Origin of the sequence: Streptomyces sp. NBC_00250, from assembly GCF_036192275.1 — a bacterium.
Lineage (GTDB): Bacteria > Actinomycetota > Actinomycetes > Streptomycetales > Streptomycetaceae > Streptomyces.
Window position 1 is genome coordinate 5,253,527 of sequence record NZ_CP108088.1, and the last position, 22,710, is coordinate 5,276,236.

The 22,710-nt window shown below is 70.9% G+C and carries 26 protein-coding genes; 14 read left to right on the forward strand and 12 right to left on the reverse strand.

Going from position 1 to position 22,710, the window contains the following annotated elements:
- The 4 genes from OG259_RS23890 to OG259_RS23905 form a co-directional block, all read right to left on the reverse strand.
- Window positions 1-2,061 (reverse strand): hypothetical protein, encoded by a 2,061-nt coding sequence (locus OG259_RS23890; RefSeq protein ID WP_328944116.1) that lies wholly within the window; start codon window positions 2,059-2,061, stop codon window positions 1-3.
- Window positions 2,062-2,195: 134 nt separating this feature from the next.
- Window positions 2,196-3,104 (reverse strand): isopenicillin N synthase family dioxygenase, encoded by a 909-nt coding sequence (locus tag OG259_RS23895; protein WP_328944117.1) that lies wholly within the window; start codon window positions 3,102-3,104, stop codon window positions 2,196-2,198.
- Window positions 3,097-3,549, reverse strand: a complete 453-nt coding sequence (locus OG259_RS23900; protein WP_328944118.1) for a nucleoside deaminase — start codon at window positions 3,547-3,549, stop codon at window positions 3,097-3,099. The genes OG259_RS23895 and OG259_RS23900 overlap by 8 nt, the downstream gene beginning before the upstream one ends.
- Window positions 3,550-3,635: 86 nt before the next feature.
- Entirely contained in the window at window positions 3,636-3,899 is a 264-nt protein-coding gene (locus OG259_RS23905; RefSeq protein ID WP_328944119.1) for a GntR family transcriptional regulator, read from the reverse strand.
- 162 nt (window positions 3,900-4,061) lie between these two features.
- Between OG259_RS23905 and OG259_RS23910 the strand changes: the two genes are divergently transcribed.
- The 4 genes from OG259_RS23910 to OG259_RS23925 all read left to right on the forward strand — a co-directional run bounded on the left by OG259_RS23910 (window position 4,062) and on the right by OG259_RS23925 (window position 6,158).
- Entirely contained in the window at window positions 4,062-4,397 is a 336-nt protein-coding gene (locus OG259_RS23910; protein WP_328944120.1) for a hypothetical protein, read from the forward strand.
- Window positions 4,394-4,738: a hypothetical protein gene (locus tag OG259_RS23915; RefSeq protein ID WP_328944121.1), complete on the forward strand. Its 345-nt coding sequence runs from the start codon at window positions 4,394-4,396 to the stop codon at window positions 4,736-4,738. Before OG259_RS23910 ends, OG259_RS23915 begins: the two co-directional genes overlap by 4 nt.
- A gap of 158 nt (window positions 4,739-4,896) precedes the next feature.
- Complete coding sequence (locus OG259_RS23920) at window positions 4,897-5,088, forward strand: hypothetical protein (protein WP_266893061.1); 192 nt, start codon at window positions 4,897-4,899, stop codon at window positions 5,086-5,088.
- 140 nt (window positions 5,089-5,228) lie between these two features.
- Window positions 5,229-6,158 (forward strand): DMT family transporter, encoded by a 930-nt coding sequence (locus OG259_RS23925; RefSeq protein WP_328944122.1) that lies wholly within the window; start codon window positions 5,229-5,231, stop codon window positions 6,156-6,158.
- Here OG259_RS23925 and OG259_RS23930 read toward each other — a convergent pair.
- Window positions 6,061-6,945 carry a LysR family transcriptional regulator gene (locus OG259_RS23930; RefSeq protein ID WP_328944123.1) on the reverse strand — a complete coding sequence of 295 codons (885 nt, stop codon included), beginning with the start codon at window positions 6,943-6,945 and terminating at the stop codon, window positions 6,061-6,063. The genes OG259_RS23925 and OG259_RS23930 overlap by 98 nt on opposite strands.
- Window position 6,946: 1 nt before the next feature.
- Complete coding sequence (locus OG259_RS23935; RefSeq protein WP_328944124.1) at window positions 6,947-7,330, reverse strand: PLD nuclease N-terminal domain-containing protein; 384 nt, start codon at window positions 7,328-7,330, stop codon at window positions 6,947-6,949.
- A 90-nt stretch (window positions 7,331-7,420) separates the two neighbouring features.
- On the opposite strand from OG259_RS23935, the gene OG259_RS23940 reads away from it, so the two are divergent.
- The 3 genes from OG259_RS23940 to OG259_RS23950 are packed head-to-tail and all read left to right on the forward strand — an operon-like array spanning window position 7,421 to window position 10,486.
- Window positions 7,421-8,878 (forward strand): menaquinone biosynthesis decarboxylase, encoded by a 1,458-nt coding sequence (locus OG259_RS23940; RefSeq protein ID WP_266893055.1) that lies wholly within the window; start codon window positions 7,421-7,423, stop codon window positions 8,876-8,878.
- Window positions 8,875-9,777, forward strand: a complete 903-nt coding sequence (mqnP, locus tag OG259_RS23945; protein ID WP_328944125.1) for a menaquinone biosynthesis prenyltransferase MqnP — start codon at window positions 8,875-8,877, stop codon at window positions 9,775-9,777. The genes OG259_RS23940 and mqnP overlap by 4 nt, the downstream gene beginning before the upstream one ends.
- Window positions 9,778-9,808: 31 nt before the next feature.
- Window positions 9,809-10,486, forward strand: a complete 678-nt coding sequence (locus OG259_RS23950) for a UbiX family flavin prenyltransferase (protein ID WP_328944126.1) — start codon at window positions 9,809-9,811, stop codon at window positions 10,484-10,486.
- On the opposite strand, the gene OG259_RS23955 is transcribed toward OG259_RS23950, so the two are convergent.
- Window positions 10,483-10,608: a hypothetical protein gene (locus tag OG259_RS23955; RefSeq protein WP_327166736.1), complete on the reverse strand. Its 126-nt coding sequence runs from the start codon at window positions 10,606-10,608 to the stop codon at window positions 10,483-10,485. The two genes, OG259_RS23950 and OG259_RS23955, sit on opposite strands and share 4 nt — an antisense overlap.
- A 125-nt stretch (window positions 10,609-10,733) precedes the next feature.
- On the opposite strand from OG259_RS23955, the gene OG259_RS23960 reads away from it, so the two are divergent.
- Window positions 10,734-11,189, forward strand: a complete 456-nt coding sequence (locus OG259_RS23960; RefSeq protein WP_266893047.1) for an Lrp/AsnC family transcriptional regulator — start codon at window positions 10,734-10,736, stop codon at window positions 11,187-11,189.
- 64 nt (window positions 11,190-11,253) lie between these two features.
- Complete coding sequence (gene mqnE / locus OG259_RS23965; protein ID WP_266893045.1) at window positions 11,254-12,432, forward strand: aminofutalosine synthase MqnE; 1,179 nt, start codon at window positions 11,254-11,256, stop codon at window positions 12,430-12,432.
- 46 nt (window positions 12,433-12,478) lie between these two features.
- Here mqnE and OG259_RS23970 read toward each other — a convergent pair whose 3' ends face one another.
- Together OG259_RS23970 and OG259_RS23975 are read right to left on the reverse strand one after the other, a co-directional pair.
- The gene (locus OG259_RS23970; RefSeq protein WP_328944127.1) at window positions 12,479-13,360 is read right to left on the reverse strand and encodes an AraC family transcriptional regulator; all 882 of its coding nucleotides are present in this window, start codon (window positions 13,358-13,360) and stop codon (window positions 12,479-12,481) included.
- Between the two features lie 81 nt (window positions 13,361-13,441).
- On the reverse strand, window positions 13,442-13,975 hold the full coding sequence (locus tag OG259_RS23975; RefSeq protein WP_328944128.1) for a GNAT family N-acetyltransferase: 534 nt from the start codon (window positions 13,973-13,975) through the stop codon (window positions 13,442-13,444).
- A 144-nt stretch (window positions 13,976-14,119) separates the two neighbouring features.
- On the opposite strand from OG259_RS23975, the gene OG259_RS23980 reads away from it, so the two are divergent.
- From OG259_RS23980 to OG259_RS24000, 5 genes are all read left to right on the forward strand, one after another.
- Window positions 14,120-14,386 carry a DUF4229 domain-containing protein gene (locus tag OG259_RS23980; protein WP_328944129.1) on the forward strand — a complete coding sequence of 89 codons (267 nt, stop codon included), beginning with the start codon at window positions 14,120-14,122 and terminating at the stop codon, window positions 14,384-14,386.
- A gap of 420 nt (window positions 14,387-14,806) precedes the next feature.
- On the forward strand, window positions 14,807-16,126 hold the full coding sequence (locus OG259_RS23985) for a dicarboxylate/amino acid:cation symporter (protein ID WP_443052003.1): 1,320 nt from the start codon (window positions 14,807-14,809) through the stop codon (window positions 16,124-16,126).
- Window positions 16,127-16,292: 166 nt separating this feature from the next.
- Window positions 16,293-16,691, forward strand: a complete 399-nt coding sequence (locus OG259_RS23990; RefSeq protein WP_328944131.1) for a hypothetical protein — start codon at window positions 16,293-16,295, stop codon at window positions 16,689-16,691.
- A 70-nt stretch (window positions 16,692-16,761) separates the two neighbouring features.
- Complete coding sequence (locus OG259_RS23995; RefSeq protein ID WP_328944132.1) at window positions 16,762-17,406, forward strand: TetR/AcrR family transcriptional regulator; 645 nt, start codon at window positions 16,762-16,764, stop codon at window positions 17,404-17,406.
- Between the two features lie 162 nt (window positions 17,407-17,568).
- Complete coding sequence (locus tag OG259_RS24000) at window positions 17,569-19,446, forward strand: AMP-dependent synthetase/ligase (RefSeq protein WP_328947160.1); 1,878 nt, start codon at window positions 17,569-17,571, stop codon at window positions 19,444-19,446.
- A 35-nt stretch (window positions 19,447-19,481) separates the two neighbouring features.
- Here OG259_RS24000 and OG259_RS24005 read toward each other — a convergent pair whose 3' ends face one another.
- From OG259_RS24005 to OG259_RS24015, 3 genes are all read right to left on the reverse strand, one after another.
- Window positions 19,482-20,135 carry a pyridoxine/pyridoxamine 5'-phosphate oxidase gene (locus OG259_RS24005; protein WP_328944133.1) on the reverse strand — a complete coding sequence of 218 codons (654 nt, stop codon included), beginning with the start codon at window positions 20,133-20,135 and terminating at the stop codon, window positions 19,482-19,484.
- The gene (locus tag OG259_RS24010; protein WP_328944134.1) at window positions 20,132-21,424 is read right to left on the reverse strand and encodes an FAD-dependent monooxygenase; all 1,293 of its coding nucleotides are present in this window, start codon (window positions 21,422-21,424) and stop codon (window positions 20,132-20,134) included. The genes OG259_RS24005 and OG259_RS24010 overlap by 4 nt, the downstream gene beginning before the upstream one ends.
- A 109-nt stretch (window positions 21,425-21,533) precedes the next feature.
- Window positions 21,534-22,709 carry a thiolase C-terminal domain-containing protein gene (locus OG259_RS24015; protein WP_328944135.1) on the reverse strand — a complete coding sequence of 392 codons (1,176 nt, stop codon included), beginning with the start codon at window positions 22,707-22,709 and terminating at the stop codon, window positions 21,534-21,536.
- Window position 22,710: the final 1 nt, after the last annotated feature.

Sequence of the window (22,710 nt, forward strand, 5' to 3'; positions counted from 1 at the left end):
TCAGACTCCGTCCTCGCGGCCCGGCGGCAGCGACAGCTCCCGCCAGGCACGGATGTCGCGCGGCCAGTGGGTGGCCGCGTCCCAGAGCGAACCGCTGCCCGTCAGATGACGGCCGGAGAGCCGGCGCAACTCGTGCGCGAGGCGGTCCGCCACCTCGTCGTCGGGCAGTGCGAGCGGATCGGTGAGCAGCCATACGGCGTGCAGCAACCGCCGTACGGACAGGTGGAGTTCGATGGTGTCGGCGTCCAGTCCCGGCGGGAGGTCTCCGGTCGGTCCCTGGCCGAGGGCGATCGCCCGGCGCGGGTCGGGGCCGGTCCGGTCGCGTTCGCGGGGGTACGGGGCGGCGCCGATGAACCGCAGCCGCCCGAGCCAGCCGAGGACGTCCTGCTCCGGGAAGGTGACCCGTAACCGAGTGACGGCCTCTTCGGTGCGGCCGAGGGCCAGGTCGTGATGGAGCCGGTACGGGCCCGGCTCGGGGCCGTAGTGCCGGTGCAGGGTCTCGTGGACGGCGCGCCAGGCCGCGTACCGGGGGTGATCGCCGTCCTCGAAGCGGAGGCGGTGCAGGAGCAGGGCGCGGAGCAGCGGATCCCCGACGAAGTGCCGGGGGCTCTCGACCCAGTCCTCGGCGCGCAGTTGGTCGCGGACGCGCAGCGCCACGTCCCCGTCCAGGGACTCGCCCTGGAGCCGGGCGTGGGCGAGCATCCGGGCGGACTCCTCGTCGTGGGCGGCGGCGAGCACGGTGTACGGGCCGGGCCGCCGCACCGGGAGGAGTTCGGCGAGGAGGGTGGGGGCGACGGGCACCGGTGGGGCGTCCTCGCGCAGTTCGACCATCAGGTCGAGCAGTCCGCCCGGGGTGAGCCCGGCCCGCAGGTGGTCCGGGGCCTCTCCGGCGGCGCGGCCGAGGAGCGCCACGCCGAGGGGGCGTCCGCCGGTCAACCGGTGGACGGCGCGGGCGAGTTCGGTGGGCGTACGGCCCGAGGGGTCGTGGTGGTCGAAGGCGGAGCGGGTCTGCGACGGGGAGAGGGGCGTGAGCTCCACGGCGAGGATGCCGGAGCCCACCCGGGCGTCGCGCGGGCTGGGCGCCCGGTGCGAGGTCTCCGGCAGCCGGGTGCGGGTGGCGTGCCGCAGCCCCTCGTGCTCGCGGACCCGGGAGGTGGCGAGGACGACGACCCGGTCGCGGCGGCCCTCGGCGCGGGCGCGCAGCATCGGTTCGACGAGCTGCCGGCCGAGGGGTTCGTGGGCGTTGTCGAGGAGGACGAGCGGGCGGCCGATGCGGCCGCCGCGCCGGATCCCGACGTACGGGTGGAGCAGGTCCTCGGTCAGGGCGCCGACGAGGAAGCCCTCGGCCTCTGCGCGGCGCCGGCCGCCCTGCTCGAAGTCGATCGCGAGCTGCTGGAGCCCGGCCTTGCCGCGTCCGCCCGCGTTGCGATAGGCGCCGTACCAGCTCTCCGAGGTGCGCTGGAGGCGGCCGAAGACCTCCTCCAGGACGGTCTCCACGGTGGCCTCGGCCAGCAGTCCGGCGAGCGGCACGGTGGCCTCGGCGAAGGTGGCGGCCAGCTTGGCGAGGACCTTGCCGACCCAGTGGGTGGCGGCGCCCCTGGTCGGGTCGACGGTCGCGAGCAGCGGTCCGAGCCGCTGGAGGTCCCGCCGGGCCCGCTCGTCGTCCTCCTGCGACCAGCCGAGCGAGGCGACCGCGACGAGCCCGAGCGAGACCCGGGGGAACTTCACCGGCCGCGCGCCGAGCACCTTCGGCGACAGCTGTACGGCGAGCTCGGCGAGGGCCCCGGTGAGCGGGGTCCAGCCGGGGCCGTGGTCGGCGGGCGGCTCGATGTGCGCGCAGTCGAGGAGCGCGAGCGGTGTGTACCCCTTGTAGCGGTTGCGGACCTCCTTGAGCAGGGCGGTCTTGCCCGTTCCGCGCCCGCCGGTGAAGACGGTGACCGGCGGATCGTCCCCGTGCTCGAACGGCACCCGCGAGGCGCCGTGCCTGGTGAGGCCGCTGAGGCGCGCGACCAGTCCGGCATCGTGCAAGGCCGCCTCGCGGCCGTACAGCTCCCTGTCCACGACCCGCCACCCCCGTTGCCCCCGTTACCCCCGTCACATCCAACTCCAGGATATCGACGGCGTGTTGGGAAAGCGGTGGGCTTTTCGACTCTGCTTTCGAGTCGTTGCGGAGGCGTTGCCGGTTCGTGGCGCCGTCAGTCCGTGGCGATCGCGTCGAGCTGGGCCCGCAGATAGCCGTGCGACTCGATGCCGTGGATCGTCGTCCCGGGCGTGCACTCGTAGAAGTACACGAGCGACATCAGCTCCTCCGTGGGGACGTCGGCCGGCGGCGGCAGCACCCGGTGCCGGCCCGAACGCCACCGTCCACCGGTCCAACCCGCCATCAGGTCACCGATGTTGACGGTGAAGGCCGCCGGATCGTACGGGGCGTCCCGCCAGCCGTCGGCGTCGGTGAAGACCTGCAGCCCGCCCTTGCCCGCCTCCCGGTCCAGGACGGTGACCGTGCCGAAGTCCGTGTGCGGGCCGATCCGGAACTGGCCCGGCTCCGGCTCGCCCGTCCGCTCCTGCCCCGGATACCAGTTGATGTTGAAACCGAAGGTGGGGTGCCCGGTGTGCCGGGTGAAGAAGTCCCGCTCCTCGCCGAGCGCCTCGCCGAGCAGGTCCAGCACCCGGTCCGAGAGCGCCTTCATCTGCGCCAGATACGTCTCCACCAGCGGCTTCAGTTCGGGAACCTCGGCCGGCCAGGTGTTCGGCAGGAACCACTCGGCGTCCACGGCCGGGTCCCCGGTCGGCTCGTCCGCCGCGAAGGACAGCGACTCCTTCAGATCGGGCGGGGTCGCCGTGCCCTCCGCGTACCCGTTGGCCTCGGCGCCGGGCCCGAGCCAGCCCCGGCCGCCGACCCGCACCGCGTACGGCTCCTTGACGGCGGGCGGGAGATGGAAGAAGCGCCGGGCGACGGCCCGGATCTCCGCCCGAATCCCGGGGTCCACTCCGTGCCCGGTGACGAGCAGGAACCCGGCCTCGCGCAGGGCGCGGTCGACGGCGGGCAACTGCGGGGCGGGATCGCGGGCGAGGTCGATGGTGGGGAGGGACGCCTCACTCATGGCCGATGTCCTCGTTCCAGAGAGCGGGGTGGGCAGCGATGAACTCCCGCATCAGGGAGACGCATTCGGGGTCTTCGAGCACGAGCACCTCGACCCCGTGCTCGGCCAGCCAGTCGTGCCCGCCGTGGAAGGTCTCCGCCTCCCCGACGACCAGGCGCGAGATCCCGAACTGCCGCACCAGCCCTGAGCAGTACCAGCAGGGCGAGAGGGTCGTCACCATGGTCGTGCCCCGGTACGAGCGCTGCCGTCCGGCCGCCCGGAAGGCGGCGGTCTCCGCGTGCGTCGACGGGTCCCCGTCCTGCACGCGCCGGTTGTGGCCGCGCCCGAGCAGTGTCCCGTCGGCCCCGTAGAGCGCGGCGCCGATCGGGATACCGCCCTCGGCGAGCCCGGCGCGGGCTTCTGCGAGGGCGGTGGCCAGCCACTGCCGTGCCTGTTCCTTGTCCATGGAGGGGACTCTTCCCCGGCGGGGCGTCGACATCACGCCCGCTCGGCTCCGCGTGTGACACTCCACGGATCTGCGCCGCGGAGGGGCTACTCCTCCGCCGAGGGGGCGGTCTGTCCGGCGGTGGGTGTGACGTAGGAGCCCTTGCCGGGCACGGTGACGATCAGGCCGCGCTCACGGAGTTCACGCATGGCCCGGCGGGCGGTCAGCACGGCGATGCCGTGTTCATCGGCGAGCCGGGCAGGCGTGGGGATCATCCGGTCAGGGGCGAATTCCCCGGTTGCGATCTTCGCTGCGATCACGTCGGCCAGCTGCATGTACAGCGGGCGTCCCGACTTCGGGTCAAGGGTCATAGGCCAACGCTAGATAGTCATACAAAGACACGTTCGGATGGGTCTAGCTACACAGTGATGCATCACTGTGTAGCACGCGCTACGGTGACGCGAACGCAAGACCCCGGCGACCGCTGGAACGGTCCCGGGGCATGGCCACCAACTACCAACGGAGTTGATGACGTGCGGAACCCTATCGCGCGCGTACTGGGCCGGGCCTGGATCCCGCTCCTCCTCTGGCTGCTCATGCTGACCCTGCCGCCCACCGGCAGGCACCGCCCCCGCCCCGTGACCCACCGCCACCCGGCGGCGCCGCGTCACCGCGTGCCGACCCGTCGGTCCCCGTACGCCCGGGAGCAGGCGATGCCCCTCGACGGCGCCCGGTCGCCCCTGGAGCGGCCCTACCTGGCGCCGCCCTCGGCGCGGGGCGCGCAACGACGGCGGCGAAGGGCGCTGTGGCTGGCGACGGTCGGGGTGGACGTCGACCAGAGGAACATCCACGCCGGGACCGCTCGATGAGCCGCTGCGGGGCGCGGCGGTCCGTGTTCGCCGTCGCGGAGGTGGTGCGGCCGGTGTGGGGCGGCTCGGTCTGCGTGCTGGCCGTGGGGCACGACGGTCTGCACCGCGACCGTGCGGGCGACGGCTGGTGGGTCACGCCGGAGATCGCCGACGCGGTGAGCGTGTCCCTGCTGGCGGACGCCCTCAGGGTCGCGCCCGAGCCGGAGTTCCGCTCACCGCGCTGCATCGTCGGCCGCCATGACCACTGCCGGGACCACGTCCCCCGCGACAGCGGCGTACAGGGAGTCCGTTATCTCGTGTGCGGGTGTCCTTGCCATGCGGCGCCGCCTGCCGTGCCCTGACGTCCCGGACGGGCAGGGTCCGCGTCCGCTGCCGCCGATCGACTGAGGCTGGGCCCCGCACCGGCCAGGTGCGGGGAGGACGGGCGACGGGTGGCCTTAGCTGGCGGGGCGCTCCGCTGTTCCGCGGAGTGTTCCGTCGTTCTACCGAGAGGTCTTCCATGCGTTCCCTGCTGACCGCCCTCGCCACCGGTGTCCTCGTCCTCGGCGCCGCCGGTGTCGCGAGCGCCGACGTCTACGTCGACTTCGAGCCGGAGGCCTCGCACACCATCGTGTTCGGCGACTGGCTCCAGTTCGCCCACGACGACGTCTTCAACGCCGGTCACGACAACACCGTCGGCTCCGACAACTGACGTCTCCCGTTCCGCTGCCTGCCGCGGCCACCGCGCGGGTAGCGGCCCGGAGGGGTCATCGGTTCCGCCGATCGGGGCCATCGGCAGGTCTCCCCACTGGCTCGTGGACCCGGATCCGGGGCGCTCGTAGCGTCGTCCCCATGAGAAACGAGACCAGGGGAACCGTCGAACTCACCCTCGCCATGGTGCTTTCCGGCACGCTCGGCGTCTTCGTCGTCGAGTCCGGGGCCTCGCCCTTCGAGGTGGTGTTCTTCCGGTGCCTCTTCGGGGCGCTCGCGCTCGGGGCGTACAGCCTGCTGCGGGGGTTCTTCACCGGGCACGGGTTCACCGGCAGGAAGCTGGGGCTCGCCGCGCTCGGTGGGGTGTTCATCGTCTTCAACTGGGTCTTCCTGTTCGAGGCTTACGAAGCCGCCTCGATCTCCCTCGCCACCGTCGTCTACCACACGCAGCCGTTCTTCCTGGTGCTGCTCGGGGCGGTGTTCATGAGGGAGCGGATCTCCGCCGGAAAGCTCGGGTGGCTGGCGCTCGCCTTCGTCGGGCTGGTGCTCGTCTCCGGGGTGCGGCCGGGGGACACCGGCTCCCTCAAGGGGCTCGGGTTCGCCCTCGCCGCCGCCGTGCTCTACGCCCTCGCGACCTTCGTCACCAAGCGGATCACCGGCGTGCGGCCCCATCTCATCGCCCTCGTGCAGGTGCTCGTCGGGCTTCCGCTGCTGCTGCCGTTCGTCGACTTCGGCGCCACCGCCTCGCTCGGCTCCGGGTGGCTCTGGCTGCTCGGACTCGGGCTCATCCACACCGGGCTGATGTACGTGCTCATGTACTCCGCCTACGCCAAGCTGCCCACCGCCAAGATCGCCGTGCTCGCCTTCACCTACCCGGCCGTCGCGATGGGCGTCGACTGGGCCGTGTACGGGCATCACATCGGGCTCGTCCAGGCGCTCGGCGTGCCGCTGATCGTGCTGGCCAGCCTCAAGGTCACCCTCGCTGCTCGGACACCAGTCGCCGCGCCTGCTCCACGAACAGCCGGACATGAGCCGGAAGCCGCTTCCCCCGTCGCCACGCGAGCTGCGTGAAGAGGGTGAACGGGGCCTCCCAGTCCAGGGGGAGCAAGGTCCCCGATGCCAGTTCCTCGGCCACCGCGACCTGGGGGAGGAGCGCCACCCCCAGGCCGGCGGCCACCCCGCGTTTCGTCGCCTCGATCGTGCCGAACTCCATGAACGGCGGCGCCCACTCCCGTAGCTCCGCCTCGAACAGGTCGCGGTACGGGCAGCCCGGCTCGGTGCCCACGAGGCGTGCCCCCGCCAGGTCCGCGGCCGTCAGGCCCGTACGGCCGACCAGAGGGTGGTCGGGGCCCGCCACCAGGACTAGGGGTTCGGGGGCCAGGACCTCCGACTCCAGGCCCTCGTGCTCCGTGTCCGGTTCCATCAGGAAGCCGACGTCGTACGTGCCCTGGCGCAGTGCCTGCCGGGTCTCGTCGCCGAGGGTGGGGCGCAGGGTGAGCCGCACGCCGGGGTAGCGGTGGTGGAAGTACTCCAGGAGCGGCGGCAGCCGGTAGGAGGTCAGGGACTCCATCGTGCCCACCGCGATGGTGCCGGTCGGTTCGGCCGCGCTCGCCACCGCCGTACGGGCCTCCTCCGCGAGCTCCGCCATCCGGCGGGCGTACGGCAGGAGTCGCTCCCCGGCCTCGGTGAGCCGGATGCGGCTGCCGAGGCGCTCGAAGAGTTCCACCCCGAGCGAGGATTCGAGCGAGCGGATCTGGCCCGTGACGCTGGACTGGGCGTAGCCCAGCTCCGCGGCGGCCCGGGTGAAGGAGAGGACCGTCGCGACCTTCTCGAAGGTGGCCAGGAGCCGGAGCTCCATGTCAGGGCTTCTCGGGCTCGTCGCCGCCCTGCTCGCGCTTCTTCAGCTCTTCCTCGCGGCGGCGGAGGTCGGCCTCCCACTCCTTGAGGGCGGCGTCGTCGTCCGGCTCACCGGTCGTCTTCTCGTCCTTGAGGGACTTCAGGAACTCGGGGTTGTCGTCGGGGGCCACCCAGCCACCGGCGCCCGCGCCGCCCCGGGTCCGCGGCCGCCGGTCCTTGCCGGCGACGATCCAGCCGATCGCGCCGACCACGGAGAACAGCAGGACGACGATGGCCCAGACCGGCTTCGGAAGGTGCTTGACCTCTTCTTCCGGGGTGTTCAGGCAGTCGATGAAGGCGTAGATCATCAGCGCCAGAGGCAGGATGAAAAGCAGCGCCCTGAGCATGTGGGACAGCCCCCTGGAAGCAATGGCGGGGGCGCGTTTCGGCGGCCCCGGTGACAGGTCAAGGGTAGCCGGTGACCGATACTGACCCCTATGGCTTACGACGATCTCCGCTCGCTGCTCAGGGCCCTAGAGCGCGAAGGCGACCTCAAGCGCATCAAGGCCGAAGTCGACCCGTACCTGGAGGTCGGGGAGATCGTCGACCGGGTGAACAAGGCGGGGGGCCCGGCGCTTCTCTTCGAGAACGTCAAGGGCTCCTCGATGCCGCTCGCGATGAACGTCTTCGGGACCGACCGCCGGCTGCTCAAGGCCCTCGGCCTGAAGTCGTACGGCGAGATCAGCGAGAAGATCGGCGGGCTGCTCAAGCCCGAGCTTCCGCACGGTTTCGTCGGTGTCCGCGAGGCGTTCGGCAAGCTCGGCTCCATGGTCCACGTGCCGCCGAAGAAGGTGAAGTCGGACGCCGCGCCCGTGCAGGAGGTCGTGCTCACCGGGGACGACGTCGATCTCGACCTGCTTCCCGCGCTCTTCACCTGGCCGAAGGACGGCGGCTCCTTCTTCAATCTCGGGCTCACGCACACCAAGCACCCCGAGACGGGGGTCCGGAACCTCGGTCTCTACCGCCTCCAGCGCCACGACAAGCGCACCATCGGCATGCACTGGCAGATCCACAAGGACAGCCGCAACCACTACGCCGTCGCGGCGGCGAAGGGCGAGCGACTGCCGGTCGCCATCGCCTTCGGCTGCCCGCCGGCCGTCACGTACGCCTCGACCGCCCCGCTGCCCGGTGACATCGACGAGTACCTCTTCGCCGGCTTCGTGCAGGGCAAGCGGATCGAGATGGTCGACTGCAAGACCGTCCCGCTCCAGGTCCCCGCGCAGGCCGAGGTCGTCGTCGAGGGCTGGCTGGAGCCGGGCGAGATGCTGCCGGAGGGTCCCTTCGGCGACCACACCGGCTTCTACACGCCGCAGGAGCCCTTCCCCGCGCTGAAGATCGACTGCATCACCATGCGGAAGCGTCCGCTGCTGCAGTCGATCGTCGTCGGCCGGCCGCCGACCGAGGACGGTCCGCTGGGCCGCGCGACGGAGCGCTTCTTCCTGCCGCTCCTCAAGATCATCGTGCCGGACATCGTCGACTACCACCTGCCGGAGTCGGGCGGCTTCCACAACTGCGCGATCGTCTCGATCGACAAGAAGTACCCGAAGCACGCGCAGAAGGTCATGCACGCCATCTGGGGCGCGCACATGATGTCGCTGACGAAGCTGATCATCGTCGTGGACAAGGACTGCGACGTCCACGACCTGCACGAGGTGTCCTGGCGGGCCCTCGGCAACACCGACTACGCCCGTGACCTCACGGTCGTGGAGGGGCCGGTCGACCATCTCGACCACGCCTCCTACCAGCAGTTCTGGGGCGGCAAGGCGGGCATCGACGCCACGAAGAAGCTGCCCGAGGAGGGCTACACCCGGGACGGCGGCTGGCCGGACATGGTCGAGTCGGACCCGGCGACGGCCGCCCTCGTGGACCGCCGCTGGAAGGAGTACGGGCTGTGACCACCGCGGCCGTACCCGGCGCCCAGCCGGGACGTACGAAGGCGTTCCTGCGCCTCGTGATGATCGAGCACTCGGTCTTCGCGCTGCCCTTCGCGTACACCGCCGCGCTCACCGCGATGTACGAGACGGACAAGAACATCCACTGGTGGACGCTCTTCCTCGTCACGGTCTGCATGGTGGGTCTGCGGACCTTCGCCATGGCCTGCAACCGGATCATCGACCGCGAGATCGACGCGCGTAATCCGCGCACCGCCGGCCGCGAGCTGGTGACCGGCGCGGTGTCCGTGCGCTCGGCGTGGACCGGGGCCGGGATCGCCGTCGTCGTCTTCCTCGGCGCCGCCGCCCTGCTCAACCCGCTCTGTCTGGCGCTCGCGCCGCTCGCCGTCATCCCGATGGTCGTCTATCCGTACGGCAAGCGGTTCACGAACTTCCCGCACGCCATCCTCGGGCTGGCCCAGGCCATAGGGCCGATCGGCGCCTGGCTCGCGGTCACCGGCGAGTGGTCCTGGGACGCGGTGATCCTCGGTCTCGCGGTGGGTGTCTGGATCGGCGGCTTCGACCTGATCTTCGCCTGCCAGGACGTGCAGGCGGACCGGGCGCACGGCGTCATGTCGGTCCCGGCGCGCTTCGGGATCCCGGCCGCGCTGTGGGGCGCCCGCGCCTCGGCGGTCGTCACCACCGGACTGCTCGTCTGGTACGCGCTGGCCACCGACGCCGGGGTCTTCTTCTGGGTCGGTCTGGTGATCGTGGTGGCGGCGTTCTGCTACGAGCACTCGATCGTGAAGCCGCACGACCTGTCCCGTCTGAACCGGGCGTTCTTCACGACGAACGGCTTCATCGGGATCACCCTGTTCGTGTGCGCCCTCCTCGACCTGCTGGTCCGCGGGCTCACCCCGTAGCCCCGGCCCGATGACGGATAGGCTCGACGGCATGAACGACGGCAAGCGCATCCCCTGGATCGTGGGGGTCTCCGGGGCGTCGGGTACGCCGTACGCCGCCGCCGTGTTGAGGGGGCTCCTCGCCGCGGGGGAGAGCGTCGACCTCGTCGTGTCGCGGGCCTCGCGACTCACGCTGCTCGACGAGACGGGGATCTCGTTCCGGGACGCGCACTGGCGCGAGGACCTGGCGGCCTGGCTGGCGCGGGGCGCCGACGGGAAGCCCGACACGTTCGACGTGTCCGGTGCTCTCGACGACGTGCGGTACTGGGCGGCCGGCGATCTGGCCGCCGGCCCGTCCTCGGGTTCGTACCCGGCGAAGGGGATGCTGGTGGTGCCGGCCTCGACCGCCGCAGTGGCGGGAGTGGCGCTGGGGCTCTCGAAGGACCTGCTGCAGCGGGTCGCGAGCGTGACGCTGAAGGAGCGGCGGCCGCTGGTGGTCGCCGTGCGGGAGACCCCGCTGAACGGTCAGACGCTCAAGCACATGGTGGCGCTGGACGAGGCGGGAGCCGTGGTGCTGCCCGCCTCTCCGGCGTTCTACGCGGGGGCGACGCACATCCAGGATCTGGTGGACTTCGTCGCCGGGCGGGTGCTCGACGCGGCAGGGGTGCCGCATCGGCTGTACCGCCGGTGGGAGGGAGAGCTCGGTGGAGCGACCCTCCGGTCGGATTAGCGCTTCTTGGCGTGCTTCTTGTCGGCACGCTTCGAAGCGGCGGTCGGCTGGTGGGCACGCGAGCGGTTGGCCAGGTCCTGCAGCTCGCGCATGCGTGCGTAGGCCATCTCGATCGTGTACACGGTGAACACCACTCCTGAAAGATCGTCTTTGATCAGCTGAAAGATTCACAGGGTGTCGCCCCTGTGTACCTTAGATTCTATACCTAAACTCGCAGGATCGCTGGACAATGGAAGGCTTCATACCTATGGACGCCGTGGACAGGCAGCTCATCCAGGCTCTGCGCGAGAACGGTCGTGCCTCGTACGCCGAGCTCGGCCGGCTCGTCGGGCTCTCCGGCCCCTCCGTCACCGACCGCATCAACCGTCTTGAGGCGGCCGGAGTCATCACCGGCTACCGGGCCACCGTCGACGCCGCCTCGCTCGGCCTGGGCGTCACCGCCCTCATCGGCATCTCCCTCTCCGACGCCGCCGACCACGAGGACGTGGCCCGCCGCCTCAAGGACCTCGCCGAGATCGAGGACTGCTGGTTCATCGCCGGCGACGACTCCTTCATGCTCAAGGTGCGCGTCGGCGACGTCGACGGCCTGGAGAAGACGATCCGCCGCCTCAGCGGCACCAAGGGCGTCTCCCGCACCCGTACGACGATCGTGCTCTCCACCAAGTGGGAGAACCGGGTCGGAGAGCTGCCCGAAGAAGGCTGACCGAACGGCTGAGAGTACGGTGAACGACGAAGTCTGAATTCGGAGAAAAGGGAGGCGCCCGGAGATGACTGCATCCATCAACGATGTGGGGCTCAAGCGCGAGCTGGAGCAGAAGGTCCGGGACGGTGAGCGGCTGAGCCGTGAGGACGGCATCGCCCTGTACGAGTCCGACGACCTCGCCTGGCTCGGCGGTCTGGCCCACGAGGTCCGGACCCGCAAGAACGGCGACGTGGTCCATTTCAATGTCAACCGGCATCTGAACATGACCAACGTCTGCACCGCCTCCTGCGCCTACTGCTCCTTCCAGCGCAAGCCGGGCGAGAAGGACGCGTACACCATGCGCATCGAGGAGGCCGTGCGCCTCGCGAAGGCGATGGAGAACGAGAACCTCACCGAGCTGCACATCGTCAACGGGCTGCACCCCAACCTGCCCTGGCGGTACTACCCGCGCTCCCTCTCCGAGCTCAAGAAGGCCCTGCCGAACGTCTCCCTCAAGGCCTTCACGGCCACCGAGATCCACCACTTCGAGACGATCTCCGGGATGTCCGCCTCCGACATCCTCGACGAGCTGATCGAGGCCGGTCTGGAGTCGCTGACCGGCGGCGGCGCCGAGATCTTCGACTGGGAGGTCCGGCAGCACATCGTGGACCACCGCACCCACTGGGAGGATTGGTCCCGGATCCACCGGCTCGCCCACGAGAAGGGGCTCAAGACCCCCTCGACCATGCTGTACGGGCACATCGAGGAGCCCCGTCACCGCGTGGACCACGTGCTGCGGCTGCGTGAGCTCCAGGACGAGACCGGCGGCTTCCAGGTCTTCATCCCGCTGCGCTACCAGCACGACTTCGTGGACATGCAGGACGGCAAGGTCCGCAACAAGCTCCAGGCGCGCACCACGATGGCGACCGGCGCCGAGGCCCTGAAGACCTTCGCGGTCTCCCGGCTGCTCTTCGACAACGTGCCGCACGTCAAGGTCTTCTGGGTCATGCACGGCGTCCAGACCGCGCAGCTCGCCCTGCAGCACGGCGCCGACGACATGGACGGCTCGGTCGTCGAGTACAAGATCACGCACGACGCCGACAACTACGGCACGCCGAACAAGCTGGGCCGCGAGGATCTCCTCGAACTGATCCGTGACGCCGGCTTCCGGCCGGTCGAGCGGAACACGCGGTACGAGATCATCCGCGAGTACCCGGGTCCGGACGCGGAGCGGCGCGAGACGCCGCAGGCGATGCGGTTCTGAGTACGGGCGGAGGAAGGGCCGGTGGGATCACCCACCGGCCCTTCTCTCATTCCGCCGTGTGCTCCACCGGGATCCACAGCTCCGCCGCTGCCGTCGTCCAGTCCGCCGAGGGCCGGACCGAGAGGATCTCCGGGCCGGGGCGGCTCTCGTACGGGTTGGACGGGAACCACTGGGTGAAGACGTCCCGCCACAGGTACTGGAGCGCCTGCGGGTAGGGGCCCTCGTTCTCGAAGACCGCCCAGGTCCCGGCCGGGAGGTCGAGGGTCTCGAAGCCCTCCGGGGCGGCGTCCGGCGCGCCGGTCACGCCGTACCAGTGGTCGAGCTCGGCGCCCTCCTCGCGACTGCAGGTGAGGTGGACGACGGCCGAGACGAGCCCGGCGGGCGCCCCGGCCGACAGGCCCGCGAGCCGGTCCAGGGTCTCCTGGCCGAGGTCTCGGATCTGGGCGGCGATCGCCGGGTTCTCGCCCTCGTACACGAGCGGGACCCGGGCCCTGCTGCCGACGATCCGGAAGGCGTCCTTGGCCACGGTGCGGTACTTCATGCTGCTGTTCCCTTCGACGACGAGGCGGAAGGACATCCGCGGCTGGGAGCGCAGCGCCGCTCCGGTGCGGCGGGCCTCCCCGGGGCCGACCCCGTGCACCGCGCGGAACGCGCGGGCGAAGGCCTCCCCGGAGCCGTAGCCGTACCGGACCGCGATCTCCAGGAGCGTCCGCTCCCCGGCGAGCACCTCGGCGCCCGCGACGGTGAGCCGCCGGCGGCGTACGTACTCCGACAGGGGCATCCCCGCCAGCGCCGAGAAGAGCCGCCGGAAGTGGTACTCCGAGGTCGCGGCGATCCGGGCCAGCTCGGCCGCGTCGAGGTCGCCGTGGAGCTCGGTGACGAGGTGCTCCTCGATGTGGCCGAGTGCCTCGTTGAGCCGCTCCAGCACGTGGTCCGTCCTTCCCTTTTCCTTGTCCTCACCGTAGGAAGGGCGGGCGGTCGCGAACCCGACATCCTGTGCCCGTTCCGGTCAGGTCAGCGGCAGCAGCATGATGATGTCGTCGCGGTCGTCGCCGGGGGCGACCCGGATCGCGTCGGGGACGCGGCCGACCTCCTTGTAGCCGGACTTGGCGTAGAAGCCGTCGACGCCGGTGCCGCCCCGGCAGCCCAGCCGGATCGCCTCGATCGCCTCGAAGCCCTCGGCGGTACGGGCGGTGTGCTCGACCGCCGCCATGAGGTCACGGCCGTACCCCTTGCCCTGGTGCCGGGGGTCGACCATCACCGTGTAGACCCACACCCAGTGCGTCATCAGGGGGTGGGTGTTGAAGGTGAAGAACGCCGTGGCGGCGATCTCGCCGTCCTCGTCGCGGCCGACGAGCAGGCGCGTGCCGCCCTCGCTCATCGCGACGAAGTGCTTGAGCAGCGCGGGGCGGATCTCGTCGGGGGTGACGGGCGGGACGAAGCCGACCGCGCCACCGGCGTTGGAGACATCGGCCCAGAGGGAGAGCACGCCGTCGCGCAGGGCGGGGTCGATCGCCGGATCCACCTCGAAAGTAAGGGTCATGAGCGTAGGGTATCCATTACTTTCGAGGCACTCAAGGGGCCCGGGCCCGGGGTGCCCGGCGCCCCGTGCTTCACTGGAGGCGCGCTTGTCCCGTATGGGATCTTGGGAACTTTTCGGAACGTCGGAACGGAAGAGTGGGCTGACATGCTCCGCTACACGCTGATGCGTCTCGGCATCTTCGCCGGATGCTTCCTGGCCCTGTGGGGCCTCGTCTACGTCGGTGTGCTGCCGCGCGGACTCGGCGACTCGAACCTGCTCTGGGTCCTCCTCCTCTCCATCGTCATCTCCGCCCCGCTGAGCTTCGTCCTGCTGCGCAAGGTGCGCGACGAGGCGAGCGCCGAGGTCGTGGCGAGGGTCGACCGCGCCAAGGGCCGCCTCGCCGCGAACCAGTCCCAGGAGGACGCGCTGTGAGAAGCCGTCGCGGCCTCGTAAAGGCTGCGTAAGCTTCGTCACAGACCCGTACAACCCCGGACACCCCAGCCGGAGCTTCCAAGGCTCCCGCCTGGGGTGTTCTGCGTTTCGGAGGCGGAGAGGCCTCCGTACACCTCAAAGAAGGGCTTTGAGCTTCTCAAAGTTCAAGTGTTAACGTGTTCGACATGACGACAGCAGTGCGCCCCTCTCATGCCGTGAGCACCCCGCTCGTGGCGCGCCTGCACGTCGATCTCTGCCTCCCCCAAACGCTTCGCTGCGCTCGTGCAGGGGGGACCCCCAGCATGTCCGCGGTCTGTTGCCGCGAGCTCTGACCCGGCATCATGCAGCGGCCCGCGTGAAAGCGCGTGTGTGCCGCACCCCCGTCCCGTATTTCCCGATACGCACCTGTGGAGTGTGTCTGTGTCCGCGTCCGCGACCACGCCCGAGAAGCAGTCCCCGGCTTCCTCGCGCATACCGAAGGTTCCCTTCTGGGCCCAGATCATCGCCGGTCTGGTCCTCGGTGCCCTGCTCGGCTGGATCGCCCGCAGCCAGGACGTCTCCTGGCTGAAGGAGACCCTCGGCCAGGTCGGCGACATCTTCGTCCAGCTGCTCAAGCTGGCCGTCGCCCCGCTCGTCTTCTTCGCGATCCTGGTCTCGATCACCAACCTGCGGAAGGTGAACAACGCCGCCCGGCTCGCCACCCGCACCCTGCTCTGGTTCATGATCACCTCGCTGATCGCGGTGGCCATCGGCCTCGCCATCGGCCTGATCACCAACCCGGGCGCCGGTACCGGCCTCACCCCGCAGGACGGCAAGCTGCCGAAGCGCGAGGGTTCCTGGATCGACTTCCTGACCGGCATCATCCCGTCGGACGTCATCACGCCGTTCACCGAGCTGAACGTCCTTCAGATCGTCTTCATGGCTGCGGTTGCGGGCATCGCCGCCCTCCAGCTGGGCGACAAGGCGAAGCCGATCCTCACCCTCTCCGAGTCGATCCTGGAGCTGCTCCAGAAGGCCCTGTGGTGGGTCATCCGCCTCGCCCCGATCGGCACCGTCGGCCTCATCGGCTTCGCCATCGCGGACTACGGCTGGGACCTGATCGGCAAGTACGCGACCTTCACCGCCGACGTCTACATCGGCTGCGCTCTGGTCATGTTCGGCGTCTACCCGCTGCTCCTCGCGACGGTCGCCAAGGTCAACCCGGTCCAGTTCTACAAGGGCGCCTGGCCGGCCATCCAGCTGGCCTTCGTCTCCCGCTCCTCGGTCGGCACCATGCCGGTCACCCAGAAGGTCACCGAGCGCCTCGGCGTCCCGAAGGAGTACGCCTCCTTCTCCGTCCCGTTCGGCGCCACCACCAAGATGGACGGCTGCGCCGCGATCTACCCGGCGCTCGCCGCGATCTTCATCGCGCAGATCTTCGACGTGCAGCTCGGCATCGGCGACTACCTGCTCATCGCCTTCGTCTCGGTCATCGGCTCGGCGGCCACCGCCGGTCTGACGGGTGCGACGGTCATGCTGACCCTGACCCTCTCCACCCTGGGCCTGCCCCTGGAGGGCGTCGGCCTGCTCATGGCGATCGACCCGATCCTCGACATGATGCGGACCGCCACCAACGTCGCCGGCCAGGCGCTGGTCCCGGTGATCGTCTCCGCCAAGGAGAAGATCCTCGACATCGACAAGTACAACGGGGCGTCCTCCTCGCCCGTCGACGACCGCGAGTCGGTGGCCGTCGCCGCCTAGGACCCGCCCGTCGAGTTCGACGAAGCGCCCCGGACCCTCGACGGTCCGGGGCGCTTCGTCGTGCGGGCGGGGAAGCGGGAAGTCGGTTGCTCAGGCTGCATGATCATATTTAATGACTCAGCGTGCGCTCCGAGTTCGCGGAGCGCGGGGACAACGAGGGGGAATCATGCTCGCGTTCAAGAGCAGCGCCACGTCCACCGGCCTGAGGAGGAAGGTGGCCTCCATCGCCGCGGCGTTCGCCATGGCGGGCACCGGCCTGGCGGCCAGTGCCTCGCCGGCCGCCGCCGGCAGCTTCGGGCAGCAAGTGGCCGTCGGCACCACGTACTCGGACATGATCTACGTGTGCGGGTTCAACCAGAACGGCGAGAACGTCTGCACTCCCTGGACGGACAGCCCGGAGACGTGGACCTACTTCTCCGGCTGGTGGTTCCACGGGCGTGTGAAGATCACCGGCTACCGGAACGACGCACCGGCCGGTGAGAGCCCCTGGCGGACGGCCACCTGCGACGTGCCGGAAACGCAGACCAGCAACTGGTTCCCCTGTTACACGTCCAGCCAGCTCTGATCGGCTCCCCCCGCGGCGCATAGGCTTCGCGGGGGCATCCGGCGGATCTCGGAATCAGGGGTGGGTCGCCATGGGCGACGGTGCGAAGGCGCGGAGGCTGCCGCGGGCCGTGCGGGAGCGGCAGATGCTGGACGCGGCCGTGCGGTGCTTCGCGCGGCACGGTTACCAGGCGGCCTCCATGGACGAGATCGCCGAGCTCGCGGGGGTCTCCAAGCCGCTCGTCTATCTGTATCTGAACTCCAAGGAAGAGCTCTTCACCGCCGTGATCCGGCGGGAGGCGCAGGCGCTGCTCGGGGTGGTGGCGGAGGCCGTCGTCGACCGGAGCGCGCCGCCCGACGAGCGGTTGTGGGCCGGTCTGATGGCCTTCTTCGCGTACGCCGCCGGGCATCCGGACTCCTGGGCGGTGCTCAGCCGGCAGGCGCGGACGCAAGGGGAGCCGTTCGCCGGGGAGGCGGCCCGGATGCGCGACGAGATCACGGCGTTCGTGGCGGATCTGATCGGGGAGGCGGCGCGGGAGGCGCGGGGCGGCGCGGACATCACCGAGCGGGACGTGGCGGCGCTCGCGCAGGCGCTCGTCGGCTCCGCCGAGTCGCTGGCGAGCTGGGCCAACGAGACTCCGGGGGTGACGGCGAAGGAGGCGGCCGCGACGCTGATGAACTTCGCGTGGTCCGGGCTCGGGAACCTCATGAAAAGCGAGCGCTGGTCTCCCCGTTGACTCTTACTTCGCAGTAAGGTTACCGGCTAGTCAAGGCAGTTGCAGGGTAGGCAACGTACCGGCGTACGGCGGCAGTTCGCCGTCGCGCGGCAGCAGTTCACCGACGCACGACCTCAGTTCATCGCGAAGACCGAGGAGCCGCACGTGTCCGTCGTCACCGCACTGTCCGAGAGCGAACCGGTCGAGCCGTACAAGACCCTGGTCGACGGGGTGGTGCGGGAGGTCTCCCTGCCCGCCCTCGTCCCCGTGATCCGCCGCGGCTCCCTCGCCGACCTGCCGTACGACAACGCCCGGCAGGATCCCGAGGCCGTGCTCTTCTCCCGCAAGGGACCGCAGGGCGAGTGGAACGACGTCACCGCCTCCGCCTTCGCCGCCCAGGTCCACTCCGTCGCCAAGGGCCTCATCGCCCACGGCCTGCGGCCCGGCGACCGGCTCGCCCTGATGGCCAGGACCACCTACGAGTGGACCCTGCTCGACTTCGCCGCCTGGGCCGCCGGGCTCGTCACCGTCCCCGTCTACCCGACGTCCTCCGCGTTCCAGACCCGCTGGATCCTCCAGGACTCCGGCGCCGCCGCCTGCGTCGTCGAGGACCCGGCGCAGGCCCGCCTCGTCTCCGCCGAACGGATGCAGCTGCCCGGCCTCGCCCACCTCTGGGTCCTGGAAACCGGCGCCGTCGACCAGCTCCGCAAGGCGGGCGCCCGGGTCGCGGACGAGGCCGTCACCGCCCGGCGCGGGCTGCTCACCCCCGAGACCCTCGCCACCCTCATCTACACCTCCGGCACCACCGGCCGGCCCAAGGGCTGCGCCCTCACCCACGCCAACTTCTTCGCCGAGGTCGACAACGCCGTCCGGCTCCTCCACCCGGTGTTCGTCTCCGAGAGCAAAGAGCCCGCCGCCACCCTGCTCTTCCTGCCGCTCGCCCATGTCTTCGGACGGATGGTGGCCATCGGCTGCATGCGGGCCCGGGTCCGCGTCGGGCACGCCCCCTCGGTCGAGGGCCAGGAACTCCTCGGCGACCTCGCCGGGTTCCGGCCCACCTTCCTGCTCGCCATCCCGTACGTCCTGGAGAAGGTCTTCAACTCCGCCCGTGCCACCGCCGAACGCGGCGGCAAGGCCGCCTCCTTCGACCGGGCCGCCCGGGTCGCCCGCCGGTACGGGCAGGAGGCCGCGCCCTCGCTCTCCCTGCGGGCCGCGCGGGCCCTGTACGACCCGCTCGTCTACCGCCGTATCCGGGCCGCGCTCGGCGGCCGGGTGAAGTACGTGATCTCCGGCGGCTCCCCGCTCGGCGCGCAGCTCGCCGAGTTCTTCACCGGCGCGGGCGTCGAGGTCTTCGAGGGGTACGGCCTGACGGAGACCACCGCCGCGTCGACGGTCACCCCGCCACGGCGGCCCCGCACCGGCACCGTCGGCTGGCCGCTGCCCGGCACGTTCGTCCGGATCGCCGACGACGGCGAGGTCTGGCTCAAGGGCGGTCATGTCTTCGCCGGGTACTGGGACGCCCAGCGCGGGGCGGCCGTGCCGTACACCGACGACGGCTGGTTCCCCACCGGCGACCTCGGCTCCCTCGACGCCGACGGCTATCTGAAGATCACCGGCCGCAAGAAGGACATCGTCATCACCTCGACCGGGAAGAACATCGCTCCGGCCCCCCTGGAGGACTGGCTGCGCGCCCACCCGCTGGTCGCCCAGTGCGTGGTCCTCGGCGACAACCGCCCGTACGTCACCGCCCTGATCACCCTGGACCACGAGGGCCTGACGCACTGGCGGCGGATGCGGCACAAGGACCACCTCGCGCTCTGGGAGCTGACCCGGGACGAGGAGCTGCTCGCCGCCCTCCAGCGTGCGGTGGACGATGCCAACCGGCTCGTCTCCCGGGCGGAGTCGATCCGCGGCTTCCGGGTCCTGACCGCCGAGTTCTCCGAGAGCTCCGGCCATCTGACCCCGTCCCTGAAGCTCAAACGACGGGCGGTGCTCCGGGACTTCGCGCGGGAGATCGAGGAGATGTACGGCTCCGGGGCGGCCGACCAGGACACCGCCTAGGCGCGTCCCAGGCACCTCCCCGGCCCGAACGGGCGCTAGGGCCAGAGGAGTTCGCGGGTCCAGCCGTCGCCGGTGCGGCGGTAGCGGAGGCGGAGGTGGCGGCGCTGCCCGTCGCCCTGGAAGAACTCGACCTCGGCCGGTTCGACGATGTACAGCGTCCAGGTGGGGGCGTGGGCGTCCGGCTCCTCCTGGGCGCGGAGCCAGGCCTTCGCGCTCGCCTCCGCCAGGACCTCCGGGGAGTCCAGGACCTCGCTCTGCCGCCCCACCAGTGCCGAGGCGAGGGCCCCCGTGCTGCGGGCGTGGAGGTCCTCGTACGCCTCCTCCGGGGTGCCGACGGTGACGCGGCCCCGGATCCGGACCTGGCGGCCCTGGACCGGCCAGTAGAAGCCGAGCGCGGCCTCGGGGCGGGCGGCGAGCTGGCGGCCCTTGGCGCTGGTGGCGTGCGAGGCGAAGTGCCAGCCGCGCGCGTCGGCGTCGTGCAGCATCACCGTGCGGACGTCGGGCCTGCCGTCCTCGTCCACGGTGGCCAGGGAGAGGGTGTGCGGCTCGGTCTGGCCGGCCGCGACCGCCGCCGTGAACCAGTCGTGGAAGAGCGGCAGCGGCTCGGGCGGAGCGCCCGCCGGGTCGAAGGCGGGCAGCTCGGTGTCCCAGACCTTCAGGGAGCGCAGGGCGTGGTGGAAGTCGGTCATGAGGCCACGGTAGAGCGCGGGGCGGAGGCGGCGGGGGTCCCGCTCGTGATCGGCGCCCGGTAGTCCACGAGCGGGACCGCGTTCGCCGCCGCCTGGATCTCGTCGCGGATCTTCTTCGCGATGAGGTTCTTCCACGGCGTCTTCGGCAGCGTCCGTACCATGAACATCCGCAGCGCGATCTTCCACTTCGAGTCCACGGTCATCTCCTTGACGAAGCTCTCCGCCATCTTCTGGTTCCGTTCCACGCCGGGCCGCATGTGGGCCTCGTAGCGTGCGAAGGCGACGGTGTGGTCGCCGGCGGCCCGGGCCAGTTCGCCCGCCAGGACGTACGCGCCGGTGAGGGCGAGTCCGGTGCCCTGGCCGGAGGCCGGGGAGGAGCAGTGGGCGGCGTCGCCGAGGAGGACGACGCGCCCCTTCGACCAGCGGTCCATCTCGATGAGGGAGATGGAGTCGAAGTAGAGGTCGTCGGCGTCGGCGGCGTGGCCGAGGAGCCGGGGGATCTCCCAGCCGTCGCCGGCGAAGGCCTCGGTGAGGTGGCGCCGCTGGGCGGTGACGTCCCGGTGGTGGTAGGGGAGTTCCTCGGGCGAGGAGAAGATGAAGAGGTTCTTCGCGTCGGTCTCGCCGGCCGAGCTGTAGACGCAGACCAGCTTCCCGGGCAGGGCGTGGTACGTCTCCCAGCGGTCGAGGCCCAGGTGGTTGGGGGCGGTGAAGATGGAGACGTACGCGCCGAGGTGGCGCTTGAAGCGGCTCTCCTCGCCGAAGGCCAGGCGCCGGGTGTGGGAGTGCAGCCCGTCGGCGCCGACGACCAGGTCGAAGCGGCGGACGGTGCCGCTCTCGAAGGTGACGGTGACGCCGTCCGCGTCCTCGTCGAGGGTGGCGATCGAGTCGTCGAAGAGGTACTCGACGTCGTCGCGGGTCCGCTCGTAGAGGATGCGGGCGAGCTCGCCGCGCATGATCTCGTCGTCCTCCTCGACGCGTCCGCCGAAGATGTCGGCGGACAGTTCGCCGATGGTGCGGCCGCGGTCGTCGACGTAGGAACCGCCGCGCATGTCGGTGGAGTTGGCGCGGATCTCGTCCAGGATCCCCATCCGGCGGCAGACCTCGATCGCGGTGCCGCGGATGTCCACCTTGTAGCCGCCGGTGCGGAGTTCGGGGGCGCGCTCGACGACGGTGGGGGTGAAGCCGTAGCGGTGCAGCCAGAGGGCGAGGGCGGGGCCGGCGACCGAGGCGCCCGAGATGAGGACGGTCTTCGCGGAGGTGCGCGCGGCGGTGTTCGCGGTGCTGTTCATGGCAGGACTCCTTGTCGGTGGCCGCGGGCCGTTCCCCTGCCCGCAGACATGACTATACGGATGTCCTACACGCTTGTCTATGACGGTTGTATAGATTCCTGGCCGTGGGTCACGAGCGGCCCAGGACCACCGTCCCCGACGAGCAGAACCAGCCCCCCGTACCCGACGCCACCGCCACCTCCGGCAGGCTCCCGTCCGGCCGCCGCACCTGGAGCCCCGGCGCCTCCCCGCGCAACTGCCGTACCGCCTCCACCAGCAGGAAGAGCCCGCGCATCCCCGGGTGGCAGGCCGAGAGCCCGCCGCCGTCCGTGTTCACCGGCAGCCGGTCCTTCTCCCGGAAGAACGCCCCTCCCTCGCCCTTCGCGCAGAAGCCCAGGTCCTCCAGGGTCACCAGGGTCATGTAGGTGAAGGCGTCGTAGACCTCCGCGAGGTCGACGTCCGCCGGGGTCACGCCCGCCCGCTCGAAGGCGAGCCGGCCGCTGACCGCCGCCGGGGAGACCGTGAAGTCCTCCCACTCCGACATCGTGGTGTGGGAGACGTGCTCGCCCGTGCCGAGCACCCAGACCGGGGCCGTACGGCAGTCCTGCACGTACTCCTCGGCCACCAGCAGCACCGCGCAGCCGCCGTCGGAGCGCAGGCAGCAGTGCAGCTTGGTGAAGGGGTCCGCGATCATCGGGCCGGACAGGACGTCGTCGACGGTGATCGGCTCGCGGAACATCGCCTCCGGGTTGAGCGCCGCGTTCGCCCGCGCCTGGACGGCCACTTCGGCGAGCTGCTCCAGGGTCGTCCCGTACTCGTGCATGTGACGGCGGGCGGCCATCGCGTACTTGGCGATCAGGGTGTGCCCGTACGGCACCTCGAACTGGAGCGGGCCGCGCGACCCGAAGGAGAGGTTCGCGGTGCGGCGCCGGGCGCGGATGTCGGCGCGCGCGGTGGAGCCGTACACGAGGAGGACGGCGTTCGCGTGGCCGGCGGCGATCGCGTCGGCGGCGTGCGCGGCCATGACCTCCCAGGTGGCGCCGCCGACGGCGGTCGAGTCCACCCAGCGGGGCCGGAGCCCCAGGTACTCGGCGACCTCGACCGGGGCCAGGGTGCCGAGGCCCGCCGAGGCGAGGCCGTCGATCAGCGAGCGGTCCAGGCCGCTGTCCGCGAGGGCGCGCCGGGCGGCCTGGGCGTGCAGGGCGTACGGGGTGGCCTCGTCGACCCGGCCGCAGTCGGCGAGGGCGACGCCGGCGACGGCGACGCGGCGGGGGCTGCGTGCGGTGGTGGGTGCGGTGGTCGGCATG

Coding starts and splice junctions, on each gene's coding strand:
- OG259_RS23900 (WP_328944118.1), bottom strand. CDS start 3,549: ATGGACAAGGAACAGGCACGGCAGTGGCTGGCCACCGCCCTCGCAGAA.
- OG259_RS23925 (WP_328944122.1), top strand. CDS start 5,229: ATGAGAAACGAGACCAGGGGAACCGTCGAACTCACCCTCGCCATGGTG.
- OG259_RS23905 (WP_328944119.1), bottom strand. CDS start 3,899: ATGACCCTTGACCCGAAGTCGGGACGCCCGCTGTACATGCAGCTGGCC.
- OG259_RS23940 (WP_266893055.1), top strand. CDS start 7,421: ATGGCTTACGACGATCTCCGCTCGCTGCTCAGGGCCCTAGAGCGCGAA.
- OG259_RS23950 (WP_328944126.1), top strand. CDS start 9,809: ATGAACGACGGCAAGCGCATCCCCTGGATCGTGGGGGTCTCCGGGGCG.
- OG259_RS23995 (WP_328944132.1), top strand. CDS start 16,762: ATGGGCGACGGTGCGAAGGCGCGGAGGCTGCCGCGGGCCGTGCGGGAG.
- OG259_RS24015 (WP_328944135.1), bottom strand. CDS start 22,709: ATGCCGACCACCGCACCCACCACCGCACGCAGCCCCCGCCGCGTCGCC.
- OG259_RS23990 (WP_328944131.1), top strand. CDS start 16,293: ATGCTCGCGTTCAAGAGCAGCGCCACGTCCACCGGCCTGAGGAGGAAG.
- OG259_RS24005 (WP_328944133.1), bottom strand. CDS start 20,135: ATGACCGACTTCCACCACGCCCTGCGCTCCCTGAAGGTCTGGGACACC.
- OG259_RS23980 (WP_328944129.1), top strand. CDS start 14,120: ATGCTCCGCTACACGCTGATGCGTCTCGGCATCTTCGCCGGATGCTTC.
- OG259_RS24010 (WP_328944134.1), bottom strand. CDS start 21,424: ATGAACAGCACCGCGAACACCGCCGCGCGCACCTCCGCGAAGACCGTC.
- OG259_RS23920 (WP_266893061.1), top strand. CDS start 4,897: ATGCGTTCCCTGCTGACCGCCCTCGCCACCGGTGTCCTCGTCCTCGGC.
- OG259_RS23960 (WP_266893047.1), top strand. CDS start 10,734: ATGGACGCCGTGGACAGGCAGCTCATCCAGGCTCTGCGCGAGAACGGT.
- OG259_RS23915 (WP_328944121.1), top strand. CDS start 4,394: ATGAGCCGCTGCGGGGCGCGGCGGTCCGTGTTCGCCGTCGCGGAGGTG.
- OG259_RS23895 (WP_328944117.1), bottom strand. CDS start 3,104: ATGAGTGAGGCGTCCCTCCCCACCATCGACCTCGCCCGCGATCCCGCC.
- mqnE (WP_266893045.1), top strand. CDS start 11,254: ATGACTGCATCCATCAACGATGTGGGGCTCAAGCGCGAGCTGGAGCAG.
- OG259_RS23935 (WP_328944124.1), bottom strand. CDS start 7,330: ATGCTCAGGGCGCTGCTTTTCATCCTGCCTCTGGCGCTGATGATCTAC.
- OG259_RS23930 (WP_328944123.1), bottom strand. CDS start 6,945: ATGGAGCTCCGGCTCCTGGCCACCTTCGAGAAGGTCGCGACGGTCCTC.
- OG259_RS23975 (WP_328944128.1), bottom strand. CDS start 13,975: ATGACCCTTACTTTCGAGGTGGATCCGGCGATCGACCCCGCCCTGCGC.